This is a genomic window from Sulfitobacter sp. 1A10359, from assembly GCF_043558145.1.
GTDB classification, from domain to species: Bacteria; Pseudomonadota; Alphaproteobacteria; order Rhodobacterales; family Rhodobacteraceae; genus Sulfitobacter; species Sulfitobacter faviae.
Genome location: NZ_JBIFGB010000002.1, coordinates 743,337 through 762,659, shown reverse-complemented (window position 1 = coordinate 762,659; position 19,323 = coordinate 743,337). Strand labels below are relative to the sequence as shown.

The 19,323-nt window shown below is 63.1% G+C and carries 7 protein-coding genes; 3 read left to right on the top strand and 4 right to left on the bottom strand.

The features are described from left to right. Positions 1–82 precede the first annotated feature (82 nt). From ACGYK2_RS07990 to ACGYK2_RS07975, 4 genes are all read right to left on the bottom strand, one after another. Positions 83–5,824 (bottom strand): hypothetical protein, encoded by a 5,742-nt coding sequence (locus ACGYK2_RS07990; RefSeq protein WP_271688266.1) that lies wholly within the window; start codon positions 5,822–5,824, stop codon positions 83–85. Between the two features lie 118 nt (positions 5,825–5,942). Then, on the bottom strand, positions 5,943–8,576 hold the full coding sequence (locus tag ACGYK2_RS07985; protein ID WP_271688265.1) for an NEW3 domain-containing protein: 2,634 nt from the start codon (positions 8,574–8,576) through the stop codon (positions 5,943–5,945). A 58-nt stretch (positions 8,577–8,634) separates the two neighbouring features. After that, the gene (locus ACGYK2_RS07980; protein WP_271688264.1) at positions 8,635–9,147 is read right to left on the bottom strand and encodes a hypothetical protein; all 513 of its coding nucleotides are present in this window, start codon (positions 9,145–9,147) and stop codon (positions 8,635–8,637) included. A 417-nt stretch (positions 9,148–9,564) separates the two neighbouring features. After that, positions 9,565–10,185, bottom strand: a complete 621-nt coding sequence (locus tag ACGYK2_RS07975) for a response regulator transcription factor (protein ID WP_067267389.1) — start codon at positions 10,183–10,185, stop codon at positions 9,565–9,567. A 251-nt stretch (positions 10,186–10,436) separates the two neighbouring features. Between ACGYK2_RS07975 and ACGYK2_RS07970 the strand changes: the two genes are divergently transcribed. The 3 genes from ACGYK2_RS07970 to ACGYK2_RS07960 all read left to right on the top strand — a co-directional run bounded on the left by ACGYK2_RS07970 (position 10,437) and on the right by ACGYK2_RS07960 (position 19,174). After that, positions 10,437–10,919 (top strand): molybdopterin-dependent oxidoreductase, encoded by a 483-nt coding sequence (locus ACGYK2_RS07970; protein ID WP_209218349.1) that lies wholly within the window; start codon positions 10,437–10,439, stop codon positions 10,917–10,919. Between the two features lie 78 nt (positions 10,920–10,997). After that, entirely contained in the window at positions 10,998–13,532 is a 2,535-nt protein-coding gene (locus tag ACGYK2_RS07965) for an ATP-binding protein (RefSeq protein ID WP_271689999.1), read from the top strand. 530 nt (positions 13,533–14,062) lie between these two features. Then, entirely contained in the window at positions 14,063–19,174 is a 5,112-nt protein-coding gene (locus tag ACGYK2_RS07960) for a GEVED domain-containing protein (protein ID WP_271688263.1), read from the top strand. Positions 19,175–19,323: the final 149 nt, after the last annotated feature.

The window sequence follows — 19,323 nt, the reverse complement described above, 5'->3', positions numbered from 1 at the left end:
CGCCGCAGCGCTCTGAAAGAGAAATGAGCCACGTTCCAGATGCGCTTGGAACGTGGCTCTCCCTCGGGGCTGAGTCTCCCGGTCAGCTCCCGAGGAATTGGTCGAACTGGGTCCAGAGTGAGTTGTCCAACAGCAGGTTGAACCGGAAATAGAACCCTTCGTCATAGAGGCTGCTTTGCCCTGCCACCCGGCCACGGGCCTTGTTGTAGCCGAGCGCCAGCAGGACACCTTCGCGCGGGGTGAAGCCAAACTCGGCGCCGATCCCGTTGGAAGAGTTGCCCTCGCTGTCCCACAGATACGTGGCGTTGAGGCCGAGTTGGAAACGGTCGTCGCCGAATTCGTAGTTCAGACCGCCTTGGATCAACTGCGTGGTGGTATTGGCCCGCGCGCCGGCATTGGTGCCGATCTTCTGGTACTGGCCGGCATATTTGCCGTTGATCCGCAGGTCGGCGTCGATCTCGTAATTCGCGTCAACCGACCACAGATGCGTTTCCGTGCTGGTGTGTTTTTCTTCCAGCCGGTGCTCGTACCAAGCCAGCACATCGAGGCGCGCGTTATCCTTGGGGCGATAGGCCGCGCCGATGCGGGTGCGCATGCGGCGGGAGTCTTCGCCCTCGCGGCGGTCGAGCGCGGCACGGCTGCGGGCCAGAACGGTCAGGTCAGGGGTGACATTGCCCGCGATGCCGAAGCTGGCGTAGTGGGTTTGGCCGCTCTCTTCCCATGTGGTTTCCAGCTCGGCATCACCGACCCAGTCACCATCCGCCGATTCCCAGCTTGTGCCGATGGCGAAGGAGGTGAGCTCCCCGTCATTGGTCTCAAGGTTGCGCGAATGCTCAAGATCGGCGCGCAGATTGGTGCTTTCGTTGATGTCCCAATCGACCGACAGGCCCTGAACCATGGTGGTGTCGCTGGTGCCGCTGGCCTTGGTCATCTCGGTCCGGCCGGTGACCCATTCGTTCATCGTATAGGTGAACCCATAGGCCGCGCGGGTGACCAGAGCGTCGCTGCCGAACTGAAGCTCGATCTCGTTATAGACGCGCCAGCCGTTCTTGGGCTCGTCGTAAAGGCCGAGGGTCAGTTCGGTGGGAGCGTCACCGCTGAGCGGGGCGCGCAGCTTGGCCTCGATCACGGTGCCGGGGCGGGCCGCTGGGGTCCAATGCGCGCCGAGGATCAGGGCGGTGTCGGTCTCGCTGCCGCTGGCGGTGCGGTCCCGGCTGTACTCAAGGCCGATCTCGCCGCGCAGGGTCTTGCTCAGATGCCGGGAATAGATCGCGTCCACGGTCAGCCGCGTGCTGTCGTTGATCCGGTCGCGGGTGTATTCCGCGCCGAAGGCGATGTCGCTGCGCCGGTCGATCTCTTCGCCATAGCTCAGGCGGATCTGGGTGGTGCCGGGGCGGGCCAACCCGCCTTGAGCGTAGAAGTCGCGGCCCGTGTGGATCGCCTCGAAAGCGAAGTGGCGGGTTTCGGTCTTCAGCTCATAGGACAGGCGTGCAGCGTTGTCCTTGTCGCCCATGGCGTTCTCCGACCGGGCCACCTCGGCCTCCCACAGCCCGCCTTGGCGGTCTTCGTGCTGGAGGTAGGCAGAGTGCATCCGCTGGCGGGCCGCGTTGCCCAAGGGGGCGTCGGCATGGACCGCACGGGCGCCCACAGAGGTCCGCTCGGACAGGGCATAGTTCACCTCACCGCCATAGAGCCAATAGGCTTCGGCGCCCTCGGCCTCAACCTCATAGGTCACGCGGATCGACACGGGGTTGCCGTCAAGGTCGAACTGGCGCACCGGGCTGTCGAAGGTGATGGTGTTGCGGAAGAAGTCGAGCAGATAGTCAGTGCCGCGCAGCAGGGGCGTGGCCGACAGGATATCGCCGCCGTCTTCGTCCCGCACGAGGATCTCCACCCGTTCGGACCCTTGCACATAGCCGCTCAGGTCAAGGTCATAGGGGCCAGAGACGCCGCGCCCGCGGATTTCCTGAATCTGCTGCTCCTGCGCTGTCCGGGCGGCGAAGACGGTGACCGAAACGCGGTCGTTCTCCCAATGGCCCTTGGCGCCGGTGGCGACACGTTGCAGGCCGCCCAGTTTCAGCGCGCTGGCCTCAGGCGCGATGGCGATATCGCCGTAGAGCACGTAGGAGCGGCCTTTTTCCACTTTGACGAAGAGGTTCGACGAAGATTGCGCATCGGCACCGCGCTCGGAACTGTCGCCGTAGACGGGGTAGTATTCCTCGCCCCGGATGTCGCGGAACAGGCTGTCTTCGGTGTCGCGGTCCGAGCTGTAGCGCAGAGTCAGCAGGGCATCGCCACGGATCACCCCTTTGAGGTACAGCTCACCCCGGATCCCGGTTGTCGTGTCTTCGAAAGCGCTGATGCGGTCTTCTTCGATGACGTTACCTGCATCCCCGCTCAGCGAAACCGCGCCTTCGATCACACCGATCAGCACACGTTCGTTCAGGTCGGGGGTGAAGGTCACCCGCGCCTCGGCCTCGCCAAAGGAGGAGCGCACGGTGATCAGATCGGGGCCGGAGGCCTGCGGCGGGATCAGGTTGAAGGTCGCTTCGCCATTGTCGAGATAGGCCTGCACGCCGGGCGCGCTGCTGCGGATGTCGGTCACATCCCAAAGCGACCGGCGAGCGGCGAGGGTCACGGTGCCCGAGGCGGGCACCGGGCGGCCCCCGGCGTCAAGTACGCGCACCACGACCGGCACCACCGAGGCGGGATTGGCCGAAGCGGTTTCCGGCATCAGGATCTCGATCCGGGCAGGTTTGCCGGGGGCGGTCAGGCGCAGCTCTTTGCGGACACGTTCGATGCCGAAACCGTCACGGCCCACCAGTGTCAGCACATTCTCGCCCGAGGCCAGTTTCACGGCCACATATTCCAGCGCCTGCACATTGTTTTTCGCCAGATTGGTGCGTTCGCCCACCCGGTCGCCGCCCAGCTCGCGCCCGTTCACCAAAAGCGACAGCGTGAGATCGGCCTTGCCCTTGATCCGGATGTTCTGTGTGGCGCGGGTGACGGCGGTGTCTTCGGCAAAGTCGACAAAGCCCGGCGCGCTATCGAGGTTCTGGATCATGCTGTCGAGCGATTGACGCTGGGCCGAGGCACGGGCCGCTTGCGCGACAGAGGAGGGTTCACGCCCGGCCTCTTCGCTTTGTGCCGCGATCATGCCGGGGGTCAGCTGGGTGGTGGTGGCGATGCCAGCCTCACCGCGCACGGAGCGGGTGCTGCTGCGCTGGCCGTCGATCGGTAGATCGGCTGCATTCATGCCGGGGGTCTGACGTTTGCCAGCGAAATGGTCGCGGCGTTTGCCAACTTCTTCAAGCGCTTCGGGGGTGCATTGGGCCACGGCAAAGTTCTCGGTCCGCAACTCGCCCTTCTTCAGCGGCACGATGCGCGAGCCACCCCGGCGCAGATCGTTGGTGCGGGTCACCTGCACCGCGGTTCCGGCGGGAAGGGTTTCGGGCTGCACGAGGAAGGCATGGGTCACCGGACGCATGCCGTTGAGCGAATAGGCGCCATTGATATCGGTCACCACAAAGAGCCCTTCCTGGGTCACGATGCGCACGCCGGGAATGCCGGGTTCATCCTCAACGCGGTCGCGCAGACCGTTGCCGTTGCAATCCATGAAGACAGCGCCCAGCACGGTGCCTTGGCGCGCAAAGACACCGCCCGAATTGTCGAGCCGGACCATGGCGCGTGCGGTCTGCGATTGTTGCAGCGTCCCGGTGCCCGCTTGGCGGCCCGACAGGATCGCGCTGTTCTCGTTGCGGCCTTCGCGGGCGGCGGCAGAGAATTGCATCACATAGGACAGCTCATGGCTCGACAGCGGTTCAAGCATGCCCACGTCAAAGCGCAGATCGCCATTGCCGATCTCTTGCGGGTCGTCCAGCGGCTCTCCGTTGAGGGTGACCGTGCCGGGCACGAGGTTCACACCATAGGCGGGCCGGTCGAGGATTTCGCCGCCGATCAGCGCTTGATGCATGTTGTTGGTGAAGCTCAACGTGTAGGTGACGAATTCACCGTGACCCACGCGGTCGAGGTCGGCGGCTTTGTCCAGCGCCAGCGGCGTGCCATAATTCGGATCAACCGGGATGTCGGAGACGAACAATGCGCCGCCTGCGTGTTTGAATGCGCGGCCCCAACCGGCATCCATCACATTGCGGCCCATACCGGCATAGTCCAGACGCGCGGAAGGGAAGATCCATGCGGGCGCGTCCATCACGGCATAGCGGTAGTCGCCTTCGGGCATTTCGGAGAAGGTGAAAAAGCCGCGCTGGTCGGTCTGGGTGCGGGCCATTTCGTTGCCCGAACGGGCATCGACAAGCGCGACGGCCACGCCGTCAATCGGGGCGTTGGTGACGGAGTTGAACAGAAAGTTGCCGGGGTTGATCATCAGATCGTCCTCAAGCACCGCGCTGTCGCAAGAGGCTGTCGCGCTGAAGCTATCGCCAAAGTCGGTGGCCATGACCTGATCCCCGGCAACGGCGGGCGACATCTGCGCCATCGGCAGGGCGGGGGTGAGGAAGACACCGGTGTTGGCCCCGGTCTCGGTCGCGATGATGGTTTCCACATCGCCGGTCAGCATGCTGCGGATCGTCACCGCCGTGCTGTCGACTTCGGTGCTGATGTTGCAGGCGCCCGAGGTGAGGCGCAGGCGGGTGTCGCTGCCCGGCGTGCCATAGGGCTGGTCCGCGCCGGTCTGGGGGTGTTCAAAGACCAAGGTGCCGACCGTCTCTGTATCGCGGTCATAGACCACGGTGTTGGAGGTCAGCAGCAGGGTGCTTTCTTGGTTGTTGTAAAAGGCCGAGGCGGTGTTCTGCACCTCCACCTTGCCCAAGTCGGCAGGCACGCGCACCGAGAAGCTGGGATCGGTCGCATGGCCGACGGCGTAGTCGCCCTCATGAAAGAAGGCCACCGCATCCACGTCGTGGGAAAGCCCGGCGGGGGCGACGCTGACGTAGTGGTGGTCAGGCGCGCCGCGCATATGAACCAGCGCGGTCATGGTGCCCGAATCCTGCACCGCGTGGAACACGGTGTTCCGCGGGATCGCATCGCGCAGCAAGACACCGGTCCGGGGCGTGCCGTCGATCACGATTGGCTGGCCTTCGATCTCGGGGTAGCCAAAGGCGTCCCGCTCGGAATCGTTGCGCAGCCGCAGGGTGTAGGTGATGAGCGCGCCCGCGTCACTCTCGGCGACGACCTGCTCTTTCGAGACTTCGAGCCCGCCTTCCTCAACCCGCGAGACGCCCATGGCGTCGTCGGTCAGGCTTTGGCCATCCTCGGTCACGGCAGATGCGGTCAACATGCTGGCGAATTGGGTGCTTACGGGGGTCTCGGCGGAGATGCGGAACTCATAGATCAGCTGCAACCGCTCGCCCACGGCGAGCATGAAGGGCGCGGACATATCGAAGGCGCGGTCTTCGGTGTCGATCAGGCCGTTGCCGTTCAGGTCAGGGAAGAGCGATTGGCGCGACATCATTCTGGCGCTGCCTTGCTCGCCGATGCTGACCGATGTGGAAAGCGGCACGTTGCCGCTGTTGATGACGTCGAAATGGTAGCGGCCAAAGGCACCGCGGGTCAGCAGAAGGTCGGAGTAGCCGGTCACTTCGAGCCCGGGAACCGCGGCGACTTCGGCCCGTACCGGGTTCGAGAAGACGCGTTCCATGATGCCAAGGGAGGTGTTGAAATAGCTGACTTCTGCCACGTTGCGGATGAAAGACCCACCGGGGGCCGGGGCGGCGGCGGCGGTCTGGGGCAGAAGGCTCAGGCCCAGTGCGGAGGCGCTGATCAGGGCCAGAGCCGGGCGGGCTTTAGACATAAGGAAACTGCGCATCAGCTTGCTCCTGTTGCGATCCCTGGGAAGGGCGTGAAAAATGGGGGAGACGGAAACGGGGGAGGAGGGGGCGCCCCCGGGAGAGCATCGCTCAGCCCGGGGGCGCCCGAGAGGTCGCTTAGTCGTCGACCCGCACGGTGAACTCTACCCGGGCGAAGCCGCCGGGAAGGATGCTGCCATGCGTGCTCGATACGTTGGTCGAGGTGACGGTGGCCGTGCTGGTGCCCGGGAACAGGCTTTCAGGGCAGGCGCCGCCACAGTCCGTGATCGCGGTATAGGCCGGGGCCGCGTCCGTGATGATCACATTGTCCGCCGCAGAGGCACCTGTGTTCTCGGCTTCGACCATGTAGCGGATGCACTGGCCGGGCTCGACATCAAGACGCGTCTTGGTGAAGGTGCCCACGGTGCCATCGCAGCCCGCGTCGATGTACTGATACTTGCTCAGTGTGACATCGCCCGAGATGATGACCACGCGGTCTTCGACGGCGTTGTTGGTCTGGTCGATATCGGTCCCGACACCGTTCAACGTGTTGTTGATGGTGATGGTGCCGACTTCGGACACACCTTGGGTGGCTGTCGAAGGCGTTTGCACACGGTAGATCAGCGAGATGCTGTCGCCCGGGGCAAGTCCGTTCACACCCGGCGAGACGCCGTCGGTCAGGTCATTGAAGTTGTCGATCACCGGTTCGGACGGATCGATCACACCGTTGCCGTTCTGATCCCAGAAGATCGCGCCGGAGAAGTTGGTCAGACCCGATTGCGTGATCGACGCCTCCGTGATGGCCACGTTCCCTTCGTTCGAGATGGTGTGGAGGATGTCCACGATACCACCCGGCGAAGCCTGCGCGCTTTGGTCCTCGATGATCTTCACGTCATAGATTTCATTGACCGTGACTTGGTTGACGATCCGGTCACCTTGACCCGAGACGGAAGAGACGACCGCGACGTCGACCAGCGTGTCACCCGGCAGAGCGCCATCGGCTGGCGTGATCACGGCGCGGATGGCCTGCGATGCGCCTGCGGGGATGGTGCCGGTGTTCGACACGATCGAGCCGTCGGGCAGCTGGAACTCAACCGTCCAGCCTGCGGGCAGGGCCTGATCCAGCGACAGGTTGAAGCTGTCCGAGGTGGGGCCGTTGTTTTCGACCAGCATCTCAAAGACAACCGGTGCGCCCGGGTCTGTCGACTGGGTGACCCATGGGTTGCCACCGTTCGTCGGTGCCGCGCCATCGCCTTCGGAGCCGATCACGGCGTTCTCAAGATCGACCGAAGCCGCAAGAACCGCGCCGGTGAATTCGGCGGTCGACACATCGCTGACGCCGGAGTTGTCCGAGGTCGTTGTGATGACGGCGGTGTAGTTGGTGGTGGCTGTCGGTGCGACATCGGTTGGCAATGTGGCGATCAAGGTCACCTTGGCGCTGTCACCGATACCCAGGGGTCCGACAGAGCCGACCACCGGTGTAATGCCGTCGGCGCCCACAAAGCGGAAGGTGGTGCCAGCCGGGAAGTCGCCATTGGTCACGTCGAGGGTCAGGCTGTCCGGGCTGTTGGAGAGGTTGGTCAGCACGAATTCCTGACGGATCGTGCCGCCCTGATAGACATCGCCGGATTCCGTGACGACATCGTTGTTGGCCGCGTCATCGTCGGTGGTCGAGGCAATCGCCGGGTTGGCCGTGCCGTTGGAGTTGATCGCCGTATCAGCAACCGCAACCGCATATTGGTTGTCGACGGTGACAGAGGCGGTGTTCGATGGCGGGAAGGCCACGCCGTCAACGTCCTGGGTCGCCACGTTGGTAATGATGCCCGCGTTGGCGGTATCCGCGATCACGGCACGGAAGGTCACCTCACCCGAGCGGCCAGAACCGACAGAGGAGATCAGGAAGTTGACGTTCTGCGCGTCGTCATAGTCCCAAGCGATGGTCTCGCCAGAGCCGTTTGTCGTGTCGACCACAGTGGAGCCGTTGTTATCGTCCAGCGGTGTGGCGGAGTCAGACCAACGGGCCGAGCCGGGCACATAGGTCAGGCGGCCATCAAGCACGTCCTGCACAGAGTAGTTGTTGGCCGCGGCCAGACCGGTGCTGGAGTAGGTCAGCGTGATCGTTACCGTATCGCCTGCGTCGATGATATTGGGGTTGCCGCCCGAAGCCGGGTCCGCGGTCATCGATTTGACCAACTCGACAATCGCGTCGTTGGAGATTGTCAGCGTGTCTGTGTTGGTGCTCAGCACGGTGCCGTCGAGGGTCGAGGCCGCCGTCACGGTGATCGTGTCGGAACCGGTGGCCGTGGAGGCGACGGAGGCTTCGATCACGATGCCGAATTGCTCACCGGGGGCGAGGGTCGGTGTCTCGGTCAGCGGGGTGGCGCTATCGGCCACGCCGTCCATGTTGGCGTCGGGGTAGAAGACCAGCTGCGAGGTGTCGAGCGTGCCGCTGTTGGTCTCAAACGCGGTCAGTGCGAAGGCATCCGGGCCGTTACCATCGTTGGTGATGATGTGCGGCAGGAACGCCTTACCGCCGGGGGCGATGGTTTCGGTGTTGTCGGAGGTCAGGGTGACGCCGGCAACTTGCTGAACGACTGTCTCAACGGTGTTGGAGGTTACCGTGATCGTGTCGCCCGCGGCGTTGGTATAGGTCGCCACGGCTTGGTTGCCGATGACAGAGCCCGCTTCGGGCGCCGCGAAAGCGACAGTGCCGATCACGGCGGTCAGAGCAACGGCGCTTACGGAGCGCAGGAAGGTTGTTTGGTGTTTCACGTTAATATTCCCTAGTTCTATAGTAGTTGGAGAGAGAGTGGAGAGAGAGGCGCCGGGATTAGTTCAGGCGCACGCGGTAGCTGTTGAAGGCGGAATCGCCTGCTTCGAGCGGTTCGGAGAGGGTCCAGCGCACGGCGGCGACAGCCTCTTCAGGGAGCGGCTCTTCGGTCATGTTGCCATCGGCATCGACGACCTTGCGGATGGCGGGAACGGTGGACCATTCCAGCCCTTCCTGTTCGGGGTCCATCTCGGCCTGGACTTCAAAGACCGCGGCGACAGAGGTCACTTCGGCACCCAATGTGATAGAGACGCCCTCGGGGACCGGTGCGGCGATGACGAGACCTTCCATGGCGCCGTCGGTCATGTTCTGGTGACGCAGCTCATAAGAGATGACCTCGCCCGGGCGGACCGTCTCACGCTCAACGAGGACTTCTTCGCCCTCGGCGTTGGTTTCCACCACGCGGAAGGAGAATTCGCTCGTGAGCGCGTCGGCGGCAGCCGCGAAACCCGCGATCGACAAAGCCGTACTCGCGATGAGTGTCTTGGATAATTGGGAGATATGGATACGCATCTAGTAGTTCCCTTGTTGGCCGGTGAAGAGCCGGCGATTGCAATGAACGGACACGCTCATTGCGTTGTCCTGTTCTCATCTTCGGGGAACCGGATACCGATATCATCTGAGCGAACGGTTAACTCGCTGAGCCTGTGGTCAGGCGCTTAGCCGAAAGGATAGGTGGCCCTATCAGGTCGCGCCGCGGCCTATCATTTGGCGCGGAAATGGGGCCGGGCGCGGGCTCCGCAGATGGTTAATTTTGCTGGGAAAAATGGGGCTTCCGAATCTTTGATTCGTCCCGGGCCGCTATAGGCCGAACGCAAAAACGCCCGCACGAGGCGGGCGATTATGGTTTACGCTCAGGGGGAAATCGGGGGCGCTACAGCGCACGCCCTGGGCCGATGCCGGGGGTGGTTCAGGGGTGTGAAACGGGCCTCAAACGAAGCCCGCGTCGCGCGCAATGATTGCCGCATCGGTACGATTCTTTGCGTCCAGTTTTCGGCAAAGTGTTTTGACATGCAGTTTGATCGTCACTTCCTGCAGATCGAGGTCGCGGGCGATCTCTTTGTTAGACTGCGCGTTCATCAATCCGCGCAGCACCTGGCGCTCCCGCTCGGACAGGGATTTCTCGAAATCCGTCTCTTCGGGATTGTCCTTGCCCGACATGAAGGTGACCGGGGCATAGGTCTCTCCCGCCGCCATGAAACGCACCGCGTTGACCAGTGACTTGGCGGGCAGCGTCTTGGGCAGAAAGCCGATCGCCCCCATTTCGAGCGCCTGTTCGGCAATGAGCCGAGTGGCGGTGCCGGAGATCAGCCCGACCGGGCGACCCTCATTGATATCAAGAACGGTTTGCAGACCCTGCAAGCCCTTCATGCCGGGCATCGTATAATCCAGCAGCACCAGATCGTAGGGCGGCTCTGATTTGATCTTGTCCAGCGCTCCGGCCAGATCGCTCGCCGCTTCGGTGACGGTGGCCCCATCGGCATCAAGAAACATGGCGATGGTCTCTCGGACCATGTCGTGATCATCGGCAATTAAAATACGCAAAGACATAATAGATCTCCTGAAGCCAAAATGGCCGGCGTTCTCTAATTGGTAGAGTGTGCCCGTTTCAAAAGAAAGATGAAAGCCCAAGGGGAAAGGGGGGCAAAGGCATGCGCCGCTATCCTTTGGTATGGCAATGCGGGCCGCGCGGGGACAGGCGCACCTATCCTTTGGTATAGGGGGGATGCGCTTCTGCGCCTTCGCGCCTGTCATTCGGGCAGGGTATGGTTAGGTCACAACGCCAGATAAGGAAATTTGACATGACCTTTCAGTACCTCAGCAAGACCATCACCGCGGCTGCCCTCTCTTTGGGCCTTGCGTCGGCGGTTGCCGCCCAAGACGAAGAGGCCGTGCTCGAAGTGACGCTGGCCGAGGAAACCCATAGCTTCACCCTCTCAGATCTCAAATCCATGCCTGTCTCTAGCTTTGAGACGACGACGATCTGGACCGATGGCACGCAGGCATTCGAAGGCGTGTCGCTGAAAGACCTCTTCGAGACGCTGAACGTCGAAGAGGGCACCATCACCGCGACGGCGATCAATGACTATGCGGTGGAAATCCCGATGTCCGACGCCGTCGAAGATGGGCCGATCATCGCCTACCATACCAATGGCGAGGAGATGTCGCGCCGGGACAAGGGGCCGCTTTGGGTGGTCTACCCCTATGACAGCGACATCGCCTATCAGACGGAACTGGTCTACAGCCGGTCGATCTGGCAGCTTGACCGAATTAGTGTCGAGTAACTGACAATGGCGCAGAGGGCTTGGATGAACGACGCAGGAAAATTCGGGCCCGCGCGCGCAAGAAGCCGACAGGTCTTGATGCTTATCCTCGTGCTGGGGATGAGCATCGCCGCCTATCTGGCCTATAACGTCTGGGACCGGATTCAGGCGCTCGACAGCGCGCAGCAAGACCACGCTGAATGGGTCTTCACGCAGATCGAGATCGAATTCCTGAAGACTGACCGCGCCTTGACTGAGGCGAAATCCGCCACGCCAGAGGCGCTGGATGAGTTCCGCAAACGATTCGACATCTTCTATAGCCGCGTTCTGTTGGCCGAACGGGTGCGCAACAACGCAAAGGCCAAACCGAAGATTCGTGAGTTACGGGCCCTGCTGGACGGGTTCCTGCCTGCGATTGACGGGTCCGACGCCGAACTGATCGCGGCATTGGACGATATCGACGCCATGTTGCGCAGCATCGAAGACGTGCCCCGCGAGATTGCCCTCGCCTCCATCGCCATTGCCAGCGAGCTGTCCCAAAACGAACGCCATGAGATCGTGCGGCTGATCGAGGTGATGGCGGCGATCGTCTTGATCGTCACCCTTGCCTTGGTCGGGGCGGTTTATCGCCTCTCGCGGCAGGCCAGCCGGTTGAATCGCACATCGCAACTGGTCGAAGAAAACCACCTGCGCCTTGCGACCACCCTTCAGGCATCGCTCGACGCCATCGTCGTCATCAATGAGCGGGGGGAGATCGAAGATTTCAACGGCTCCGCCGAAGAGATCTTTGGCATCACCCATGAGGCGGCGAAGGGCAGGGACTATATCAGCCTGTTGATCCCCCCGGCTGACCGCAGGATGCACCGCGAGAGGCTTGAGAGGTTCCGCATCACTGGCGAGACGGAGGTCGCCGACAAGGGCCGCCGCGAGTTTGAGATGATCGACCACGCCGGGCGCATTTTCCCGGTTGAGATGTCCGTGTCGCAATCGCCCATGGGGCAGGGGTCGCTCTTTATCGCCTATATTCGGGACATCACCGAAAAGCGCCTCCGCGAGGCCGAGATCATCGCCGCGCGGGATGAAGCACTTGACGCCTATCAGGAAAAGTCGCGTTTCTTCGCCATGATGAGCCACGAAATGCGCACGCCGCTCAATGGTGTGATCTCGGCTTTGCAACTGCTGCAAGATGACCGGCTTGATGATGAGCAAAAGCGCTATCTCGATGCGGCGATGACCTCGGGCGAGATTTTGTTGGGCCATATCAATGACGTGCTGGCCATTGAGCGCAGTGAGGCGGGAACCTATGAACAGGTGCGTCAGACCTGTGACATGACCGTGCTGATGGCGGGAATTATCAACACGATGGACCCTCTGGCCGAGGCCGGGGGCACCCGGCTGCATCTTGATCTGACCCAGCTAGACGACAAGGCCATCGTTACGGACCCGCGGGCGATCCAGCAGATTTTGGTCAACCTTTTAAGCAACGCGATCAAGTTCAGCCCCGGCGGCGATGTGACCCTGCGCGGGTGGTTCGCCAAACCCGCGGGCGAGGGAGAAGCGTTCCACCTGCAGGTCGAAGATGACGGCTCCGGCATTCCGGCGGGGGATATCGACCGTATTTTCGAAGATTTTGTCTCGCTCGACAGCCGCTATGAGCGCCGCACTGGGGGCACCGGTCTGGGGCTCGGGATCGTGCGCCGTCTGGTCAAACGTCTGGGGGGTGAGATCACCTGCGAGTCGACCGTGGGCGAGGGGACATGTTTCACCCTGCGCCTGCCGGTAGAGCTTGCCGATCTGGCCGAGATCGACAGCGATGCGGCGCCCGACCCGCAAAAGCGCGCCGAACCCGCGGCGGCTCAGCGGCTCAACCTTCTGCTGGTGGACGACAATGAGATCAACCGCGAGCTGATCAAGGCGATGCTTGAGAAGATTGGCCATGACGTCACCCTCGCCACCGGCGGGCGCGAGGCGATCGAACTGGCCGGAGATGCGCCCTTCGATGCGATCCTCATGGATATCTCCATGCCCGAGGTGAATGGCATTCAGGCGACCAAGGCGATTCTCTCCGGCGAGGGCCCCAACCGCGAAACACCGATCATCGCCGTGACCGCCCATGCGATGCCGAAAGAACGGGCGGAGTTCAGCGCCGTCGGGATGTCGGGGTTCATGCAAAAGCCGTTGGATATGAAGGTACTACGCGCCAAGCTGCGCGAGCTTTCGGGGCGCGCGGTCATGCCGGAGCAGGCTCTGCCTGAGCGTTTGGCCAGCGCCCAGTCATCGGTACAGGCGAAATCCGCGAAACGGCCCCTATTGAACGAACAACAAATCGCGGATCTGCTCGACCTGCTGGGCGCGGAGAAATTGCGCGAGCGGGTGGAAAAGCTCGACCAACAAGTCGCGACCGATCTGCCTGACCTGATGGCAGCCGATGCTCTGCCTGACCTACAGGCCCGCGCCCATGCCATGGCCGGGATGTGCGGCATGCTCGGCGCCGACCGGCTGCACGGGCTGCTCAAAGAGATCGAGACCGCCTGCAAGACCGACAAGGGCGAAGAGGCCCGCGCGCTGGCTGAGGCTTTGCCCGCCACCTGCGACGCGACGCTGGCGGCGATGAAGGCGCAGCTTGACCTCTGACAAATCTGCTTGGGCGGGGCGGCGGAAACCTATCCTTAAGATTAGTCCGATTATACCCCCGCCCAGATGCAACGATCCGATGCGCGACCTATAGTTAGTTATGCCCGCCGATAGACGGGTCTGCACGAAGGCGTCATTGACCAGACCAATGACCGCGTCCCAAGCTGGCAACCGGTTCATTTCGACCGTTTCGCCTGAAAATATGCTTCACGACGCGGGCCTTCTCGGGAGCTGCTGCCCGTTCCCCTACCCCAGGGAGCGGCTCCCTGATAGATTTGCAGCGATGCGCCCCACCGGTTTTCCCCGTCCCTCCCCTCGGGGGGAAGGCCGGGGGCGCATTTGGCGATCTGGCCAGAGCTGTTTCACCTATCCGTAAGTATATCGCGCTATCCGCAGCGGCATCTGCTTTGACCGGACGCACCTTCGCTTTGAGACCGACAATTCGCGATAAATGTCCGGTAGATATTTGTTCGTATTCTCGCTGGGGGCCTCGTTGCGCGGGCTCTCCGGTTCGGACCGAAAGGTGAATTGTGAAACGTCTCTCTAACCGAAAAGCGCTGCGCGGTGTCTCCCTCGCCGTTTGCGCCGCGCTTGCCGTCTCCTCCTTTCCCGCGGATGCCGGGGATTTCTCGATCGATTGGTCCACTTTCGATTGGCCCGCAGGCTTTGCCGGGCCTTTGCTGCGGACTCTGTCGGACCAATATGGTTTCGAGATCGACACAACGGTCGAGATCACCGGCAATCTGCGCCCCTATAGCGCTGACGCGCAGGGCAATCCGATCTTCACCCCCGACGATGTGAACATTCTGGGCGGCGGTGTCGATTCGCTTGTCATCGTGGGCGATGCCGCGCCGAATGCGGGGCGGCGTGGCGATGACCGGATCACCGCCAGCGTATCGGCCAGTTCCGGCGGCGTCGCGTTCCAGGTCGACAATCTCACCGTCGACATCCTCGATGTGGATCCCACCGACACCCACAGCACCGGGGACCGCTGCGATTTCGTGACGGCCTTCGGCGATAACGGCAACCCAAGCATCACGACACTGGGTCCGGCGCCCACCGTCGTGGTCGGCCCGGGGCCGGGATCGGGGGACACCGGCCTGCTGAACGGGAACGAGGCGCAATGTCTGTTCATCGACGGCAGCGCCTTCCTCTCTCCCGGGTCGGGCGATGATACCAACGGCTCGATCCGGCTGAGCTACCCCAATGCGACCTCACGGATTGAGCTTTGGTACGACGAAAGTATTGGCGAGGTCCGCAGCTACTACAATCCGGTGACCCTGCCCTATGATGCAGGGGCGCGGGGGATCGGTATCTTCGCCGATGTGAACTTTACCACCGAACAGACAATCAGCCTTGCACGGTTTACCAGCCCGCTCTCCGCGCTTCAGGGCACGACGGTCACCTTTATCTATGAGGTGACCAACACAGGGGAGCTGCCCTTCAACCCGAACCAAGACGTGGTGATCGAAGACAGTCTTGTCGGCACGGTCACTTGCCCGGCCATCACCGCACCTGTGGCCCCGGGCGGCAAGGTGACCTGTACGGCGGAATATACCGTGACGGCGGCGGATGCCCTTTCAGGCGCGGTCGACAGCACCGCCACGGCGGGGATCGGTGCGATCGGCACGCCTTTCGTGTCGCGCCTGCAGTCCAATCCGCAAAACGCCAGCATCGTCGCCAATGTCCTGTCCACCGACAACGGCCCCCAAACCTGTACGCCGCGGTCGGTTTTCGCGCAGCCGCGCACGCAGCTGGCCGGGGCGGGCAGCGCGGCGGCGCTGACGACCTCGGACATCTTCGTCTTTGATAATGTCACCACCGACATCAATGGCAACGATCTGGATGTCGTGTTTCAAGCGACCCAGATCAGCAACGCCACTGCGGTCAATATCGACGGCTCGCTCGAAGCGCGGATGACACCCGCTGACAACGGCTTCGTCACCTACCGTTTGCGCCTGGTCGAAGACGGCAGCGCCACCCCCTCGAACCCCCAAGGGCGGGCGGTCGAGCAAAGCCGTATCAACGGCGTGATCGTTCAGCAGACGGATGTGGACAGCCGTGGGACATCGGATGACAGTTCGGATGTGGTCGGCCCGCTGCTCGCGCCCGATGGCATTTCCTATTTCCACACCGCCCCGCTCGCCGGTTTTCCCGCCGGGGGGCAGGCGATCACGATGGACCCCGCCAAGGTGGGTGACCCGACCAATTGGACGGAAGAGCCGAACGAGACCGGCTTTGACAACTATGCCACCTATGAATACGGCACTTTCACCGAGGGGGAGTTCATCCACGGTTATACCGGTTCTTCGCTGAATGACGCGAACCGCGGCTCGTCGATCCGGCTTTGCGCGGTGGCGAATACCTCGGCCAGCGTGGTGGCGGGCGATGATGACTATACCGCGACGCCGCTCAACAGCCTGCTTGGCGGCACGGCGGGAGAGGTCATGTCCAACGACACGATCAACGGCTTGCCTGCCGCCTTCCCCACCGCGACGCTTGCGGTGCTGACCGAAGCCGTACCCCAGAACAGCGGTGATCCGGTGCCCGTGCTGGAAACCCAAGGCGCCGATGCGGGCCGGGTGATCGTCCCGCCGGGGGTGCCCTCTGGCACCTATCTGATCGACTATGAGCTTTGCGACAGCATTGACCCCATGCAATGCGACCGGGCGCAGGTCACGGTCGCGGTCTTTGATGGGCTCGGGGTCGACTTTGGCGATGCGCCGATCTCTTACCTGACCGCCTCGCATGGGGTCAGCGATACGCCGCAGGTCTATCTTGGCGATGTGCCGCCCGATATCGAACTGGTGGCCCAGTCCGATGCCTCGGCCACGGCGGACGACCTGTTGGACAGCGATGACGAAGACGCGGTGGTCTTTCCGGTGATGACCCAAGGGATGATCAGCACGCTCAACATTCCGGTCAAAGGGGCGGGCTACCTTCAGGCGTGGATCGACTTTAATGGCGACGGGGTCTTCGAAGGGTCTTTTGGTGAGAACATCGCCCGCGACCTGCGTGACGATGGCACAGGCTTTGACGATGTGGCAGGCGACGGCGTGATCCAGATCGACGTGACCGTGCCCAGCGATGCCACCACCTCCACCACCTTCGCGCGGTTCCGCTATTCCTCTGAGGCCGGGCTGCCGGTGGCGAGCTTTGCCGTCGATGGCGAAATTGAAGACTACTCCCTCATCATCGCGGCTGCCGATCTGGTGGACCGGGGCGACGCGCCTGCCAGCTATGGTGAGCCGCGCCATATCATCGTGCCAGACATCTACCTTGGCGGTGGCCTCCCCGATTCCGAGACCGAGAGCATGTTCAGCGCCAATGCCGATGGTGACGACCTCGACGGGATCGACGACGAAGATTCCGTGGCCGAGTTCCCGGTGCTTGAGGCGGGCAGCATCGTGCCGCTGACCATTCAGACCCATGAGACCCTCAGCGCGCAACTGGCCCTCGGCCTGCCGGTGACCGAAGGCATCACTAATCTTCAGCTCTGGATCGACTTCAACCAGAACAATGTCTTCGACCCGACCGAACAGGTGGCCATCAACTTTCGCGACGGCGGCTTGGGCGATACGGATGGCGCGTTCAACAACCAGATCAGCCTGAACATTCCCGTGCCGGTCGATGTGGGCAATGGCACCACCTATGCCCGCATCCGCTGGTCGACCTCCAGCGCCCTGACCCAAGATCCCTTCAGCGGTCTGAACTTCGATGGGGAAGTTGAGGATTACCTCGTGACTCTCGTCAATCTGTTGCCACAGGGCCGGATCGGCGGGACGCTTTATGAGGATGCCGACAGTTCCGGCAGCCGCGACGGGGCCGAAGCCACGCTGCCTGCGGGCATCACCGTGACGCTTTTCGACGATGCTGGCACGCCCGCCGACCGGGCCGATGATACGCAGGTGGCGGTGACCGAAACCGATGCGGCGGGGGCCTATTCCTTCAGCAACCTCGACCCGGCCCGCGCCTATCTGGTCGAAGTGGATGAGGCCGACCCTGAGATACCGGCGGGCCTCACCCTGACCACTGGAAACCGGATCGCGAGCCTTGCCGTCGATGCGGGCAGCGGCAGCCCGGTGAGTTCTGATTTCGGTTTCGAAACACTGCCGACTGAGGCCGATCTGGCCCTGACCCAAACCATCTTACGCGCGGCGGACGCCAGCCCCGCGACAGAGGCCACGGTGGGGGAGGCGCTCGACGTCGTGCTGACGGTGACCAACACCGGCCCCGGCAGCCCCTCGGATGTGCGGGTGCTCGATCTCATCCCCGATGGCTTCGCCTATGTCTCGGACGATGCGGCGGCGCAGGGCGATAGCTATGATGCTTCGACCGGTCTTTGGCTGCTTGGCGACGTGCCCTCGGGCAGCAGCCGCAGCCTGACCATCCGCGTCACGATGCAGAGCGAAGGCGCCACGGAAAATCAGGCAGAGATCATCGGCGCGTCGCTTCCTGACCCCGACAGCGACCCCGGCACCGGCGCGTTGGTGGATGACCTCGGCGATGGGCTGGCCGATGATGACGAGGCGCTCGCCCGCGTGGCCCGGCGCGCCAACGGTCCGGTGCTTTCTGGCGTGGTGTTCTTTGACATCGGCGCGGGGGCCGACGCCTATGACGGGGCCCAGCAGGCAGGCGAGGCGGGCACGGACCGCGCCGTGGTCGAGATTTTGGACGCGGGCGGCGCTTTGTTGGTCACGCCCGATCTGGCGGCGGACGGCACATGGCGCGCGGCCTTGCCTGAGGGGTATAGCGGCGCTGTCACCGTGGTGGCCCAGCCCGGCGCGGGGCTGCTCAACGTGTCCGAGGGCGGCGCGGCTTTGCCCGGTGTGGTGAACGGCGATCCCCATGACGGGCGTTTCACCTTCACCCCCGCAGCGGGCACGGCCTACGCCGGGCTCGACTTCGGCCTCATCGAAGCAGCGCGGCTGAACCAATCGCAGGACAAGACGATCCGGGCCGGGCAGGTCTTGGCGCTGCGGCATGAGTATATCGCCTCGGCCCCGGGAAGCGTGACGTTCAGCGTCGCCGCCGAAGCCTCGGCCCCCGAAGGGGCCTTCTCGACCGCGCTTTACGAGGATACGGATTGCGACGGCACGCCGGACCAAGCGATTACCGGGCCGTTGCCCACCAATGCGGGCGGGCTGATCTGTGTCCTTGCACGGGTCACCGCTTCGGGCGCGGCAACGCAGGGATCGACCTATCGCTTCGATCTGGTCGCCGACACCAGCTATGGCTCCAGCGGCCTCGCCCAGCGAAACGTCAACACCGACCGGTTGGTGGTTGAGGCGGCGCAGGGCACGTTGAAACTGACCAAAACCGTCCGCAACGTGACGCGCGGCACACCCGAAGGGGTCAGCAACGGCGCCGCTGCCGGGGATGTGTTGGAATACCGCATCTATGTCGAAACCGTGGGCACCGTGCCCGCGCGCGACATCGTCGTTTACGACAAGACACCGCCCTACACGGCTCTGGCCGCGGCGGTGCCCAGCCCGGTTACCCTGGCCGATGGGGTGACCTGCACCTTGGACGCGCCATTGGCAAATGCGCCGGGCTATGACGGGGCGCTGCGCTGGTCCTGTACGGGGGCGCTGCAACCCGGCGCACAGGGCTTCGTCTCCTTCGAGGTCAGCATCCAATAGCCACAGCCGGGGCCGCTTCACAGGCGGTCCCGTCACCGCTCGAACCCATGATCCGATGAACTGACCTGTTGCATCCCCGCCCGCAGCGGCATAACAGGCAATAGTTTACTAAAAGAATCGGATTAAGGGGGCCGCGGTGCTCAGAACGT

Coding starts and splice junctions, on each gene's coding strand:
- ACGYK2_RS07965 (WP_271689999.1), top strand. CDS start 10,998: ATGCTTATCCTCGTGCTGGGGATGAGCATCGCCGCCTATCTGGCCTAT.
- ACGYK2_RS07970 (WP_209218349.1), top strand. CDS start 10,437: ATGACCTTTCAGTACCTCAGCAAGACCATCACCGCGGCTGCCCTCTCT.
- ACGYK2_RS07990 (WP_271688266.1), bottom strand. CDS start 5,824: ATGCGCAGTTTCCTTATGTCTAAAGCCCGCCCGGCTCTGGCCCTGATC.
- ACGYK2_RS07980 (WP_271688264.1), bottom strand. CDS start 9,147: ATGCGTATCCATATCTCCCAATTATCCAAGACACTCATCGCGAGTACG.
- ACGYK2_RS07975 (WP_067267389.1), bottom strand. CDS start 10,185: ATGTCTTTGCGTATTTTAATTGCCGATGATCACGACATGGTCCGAGAG.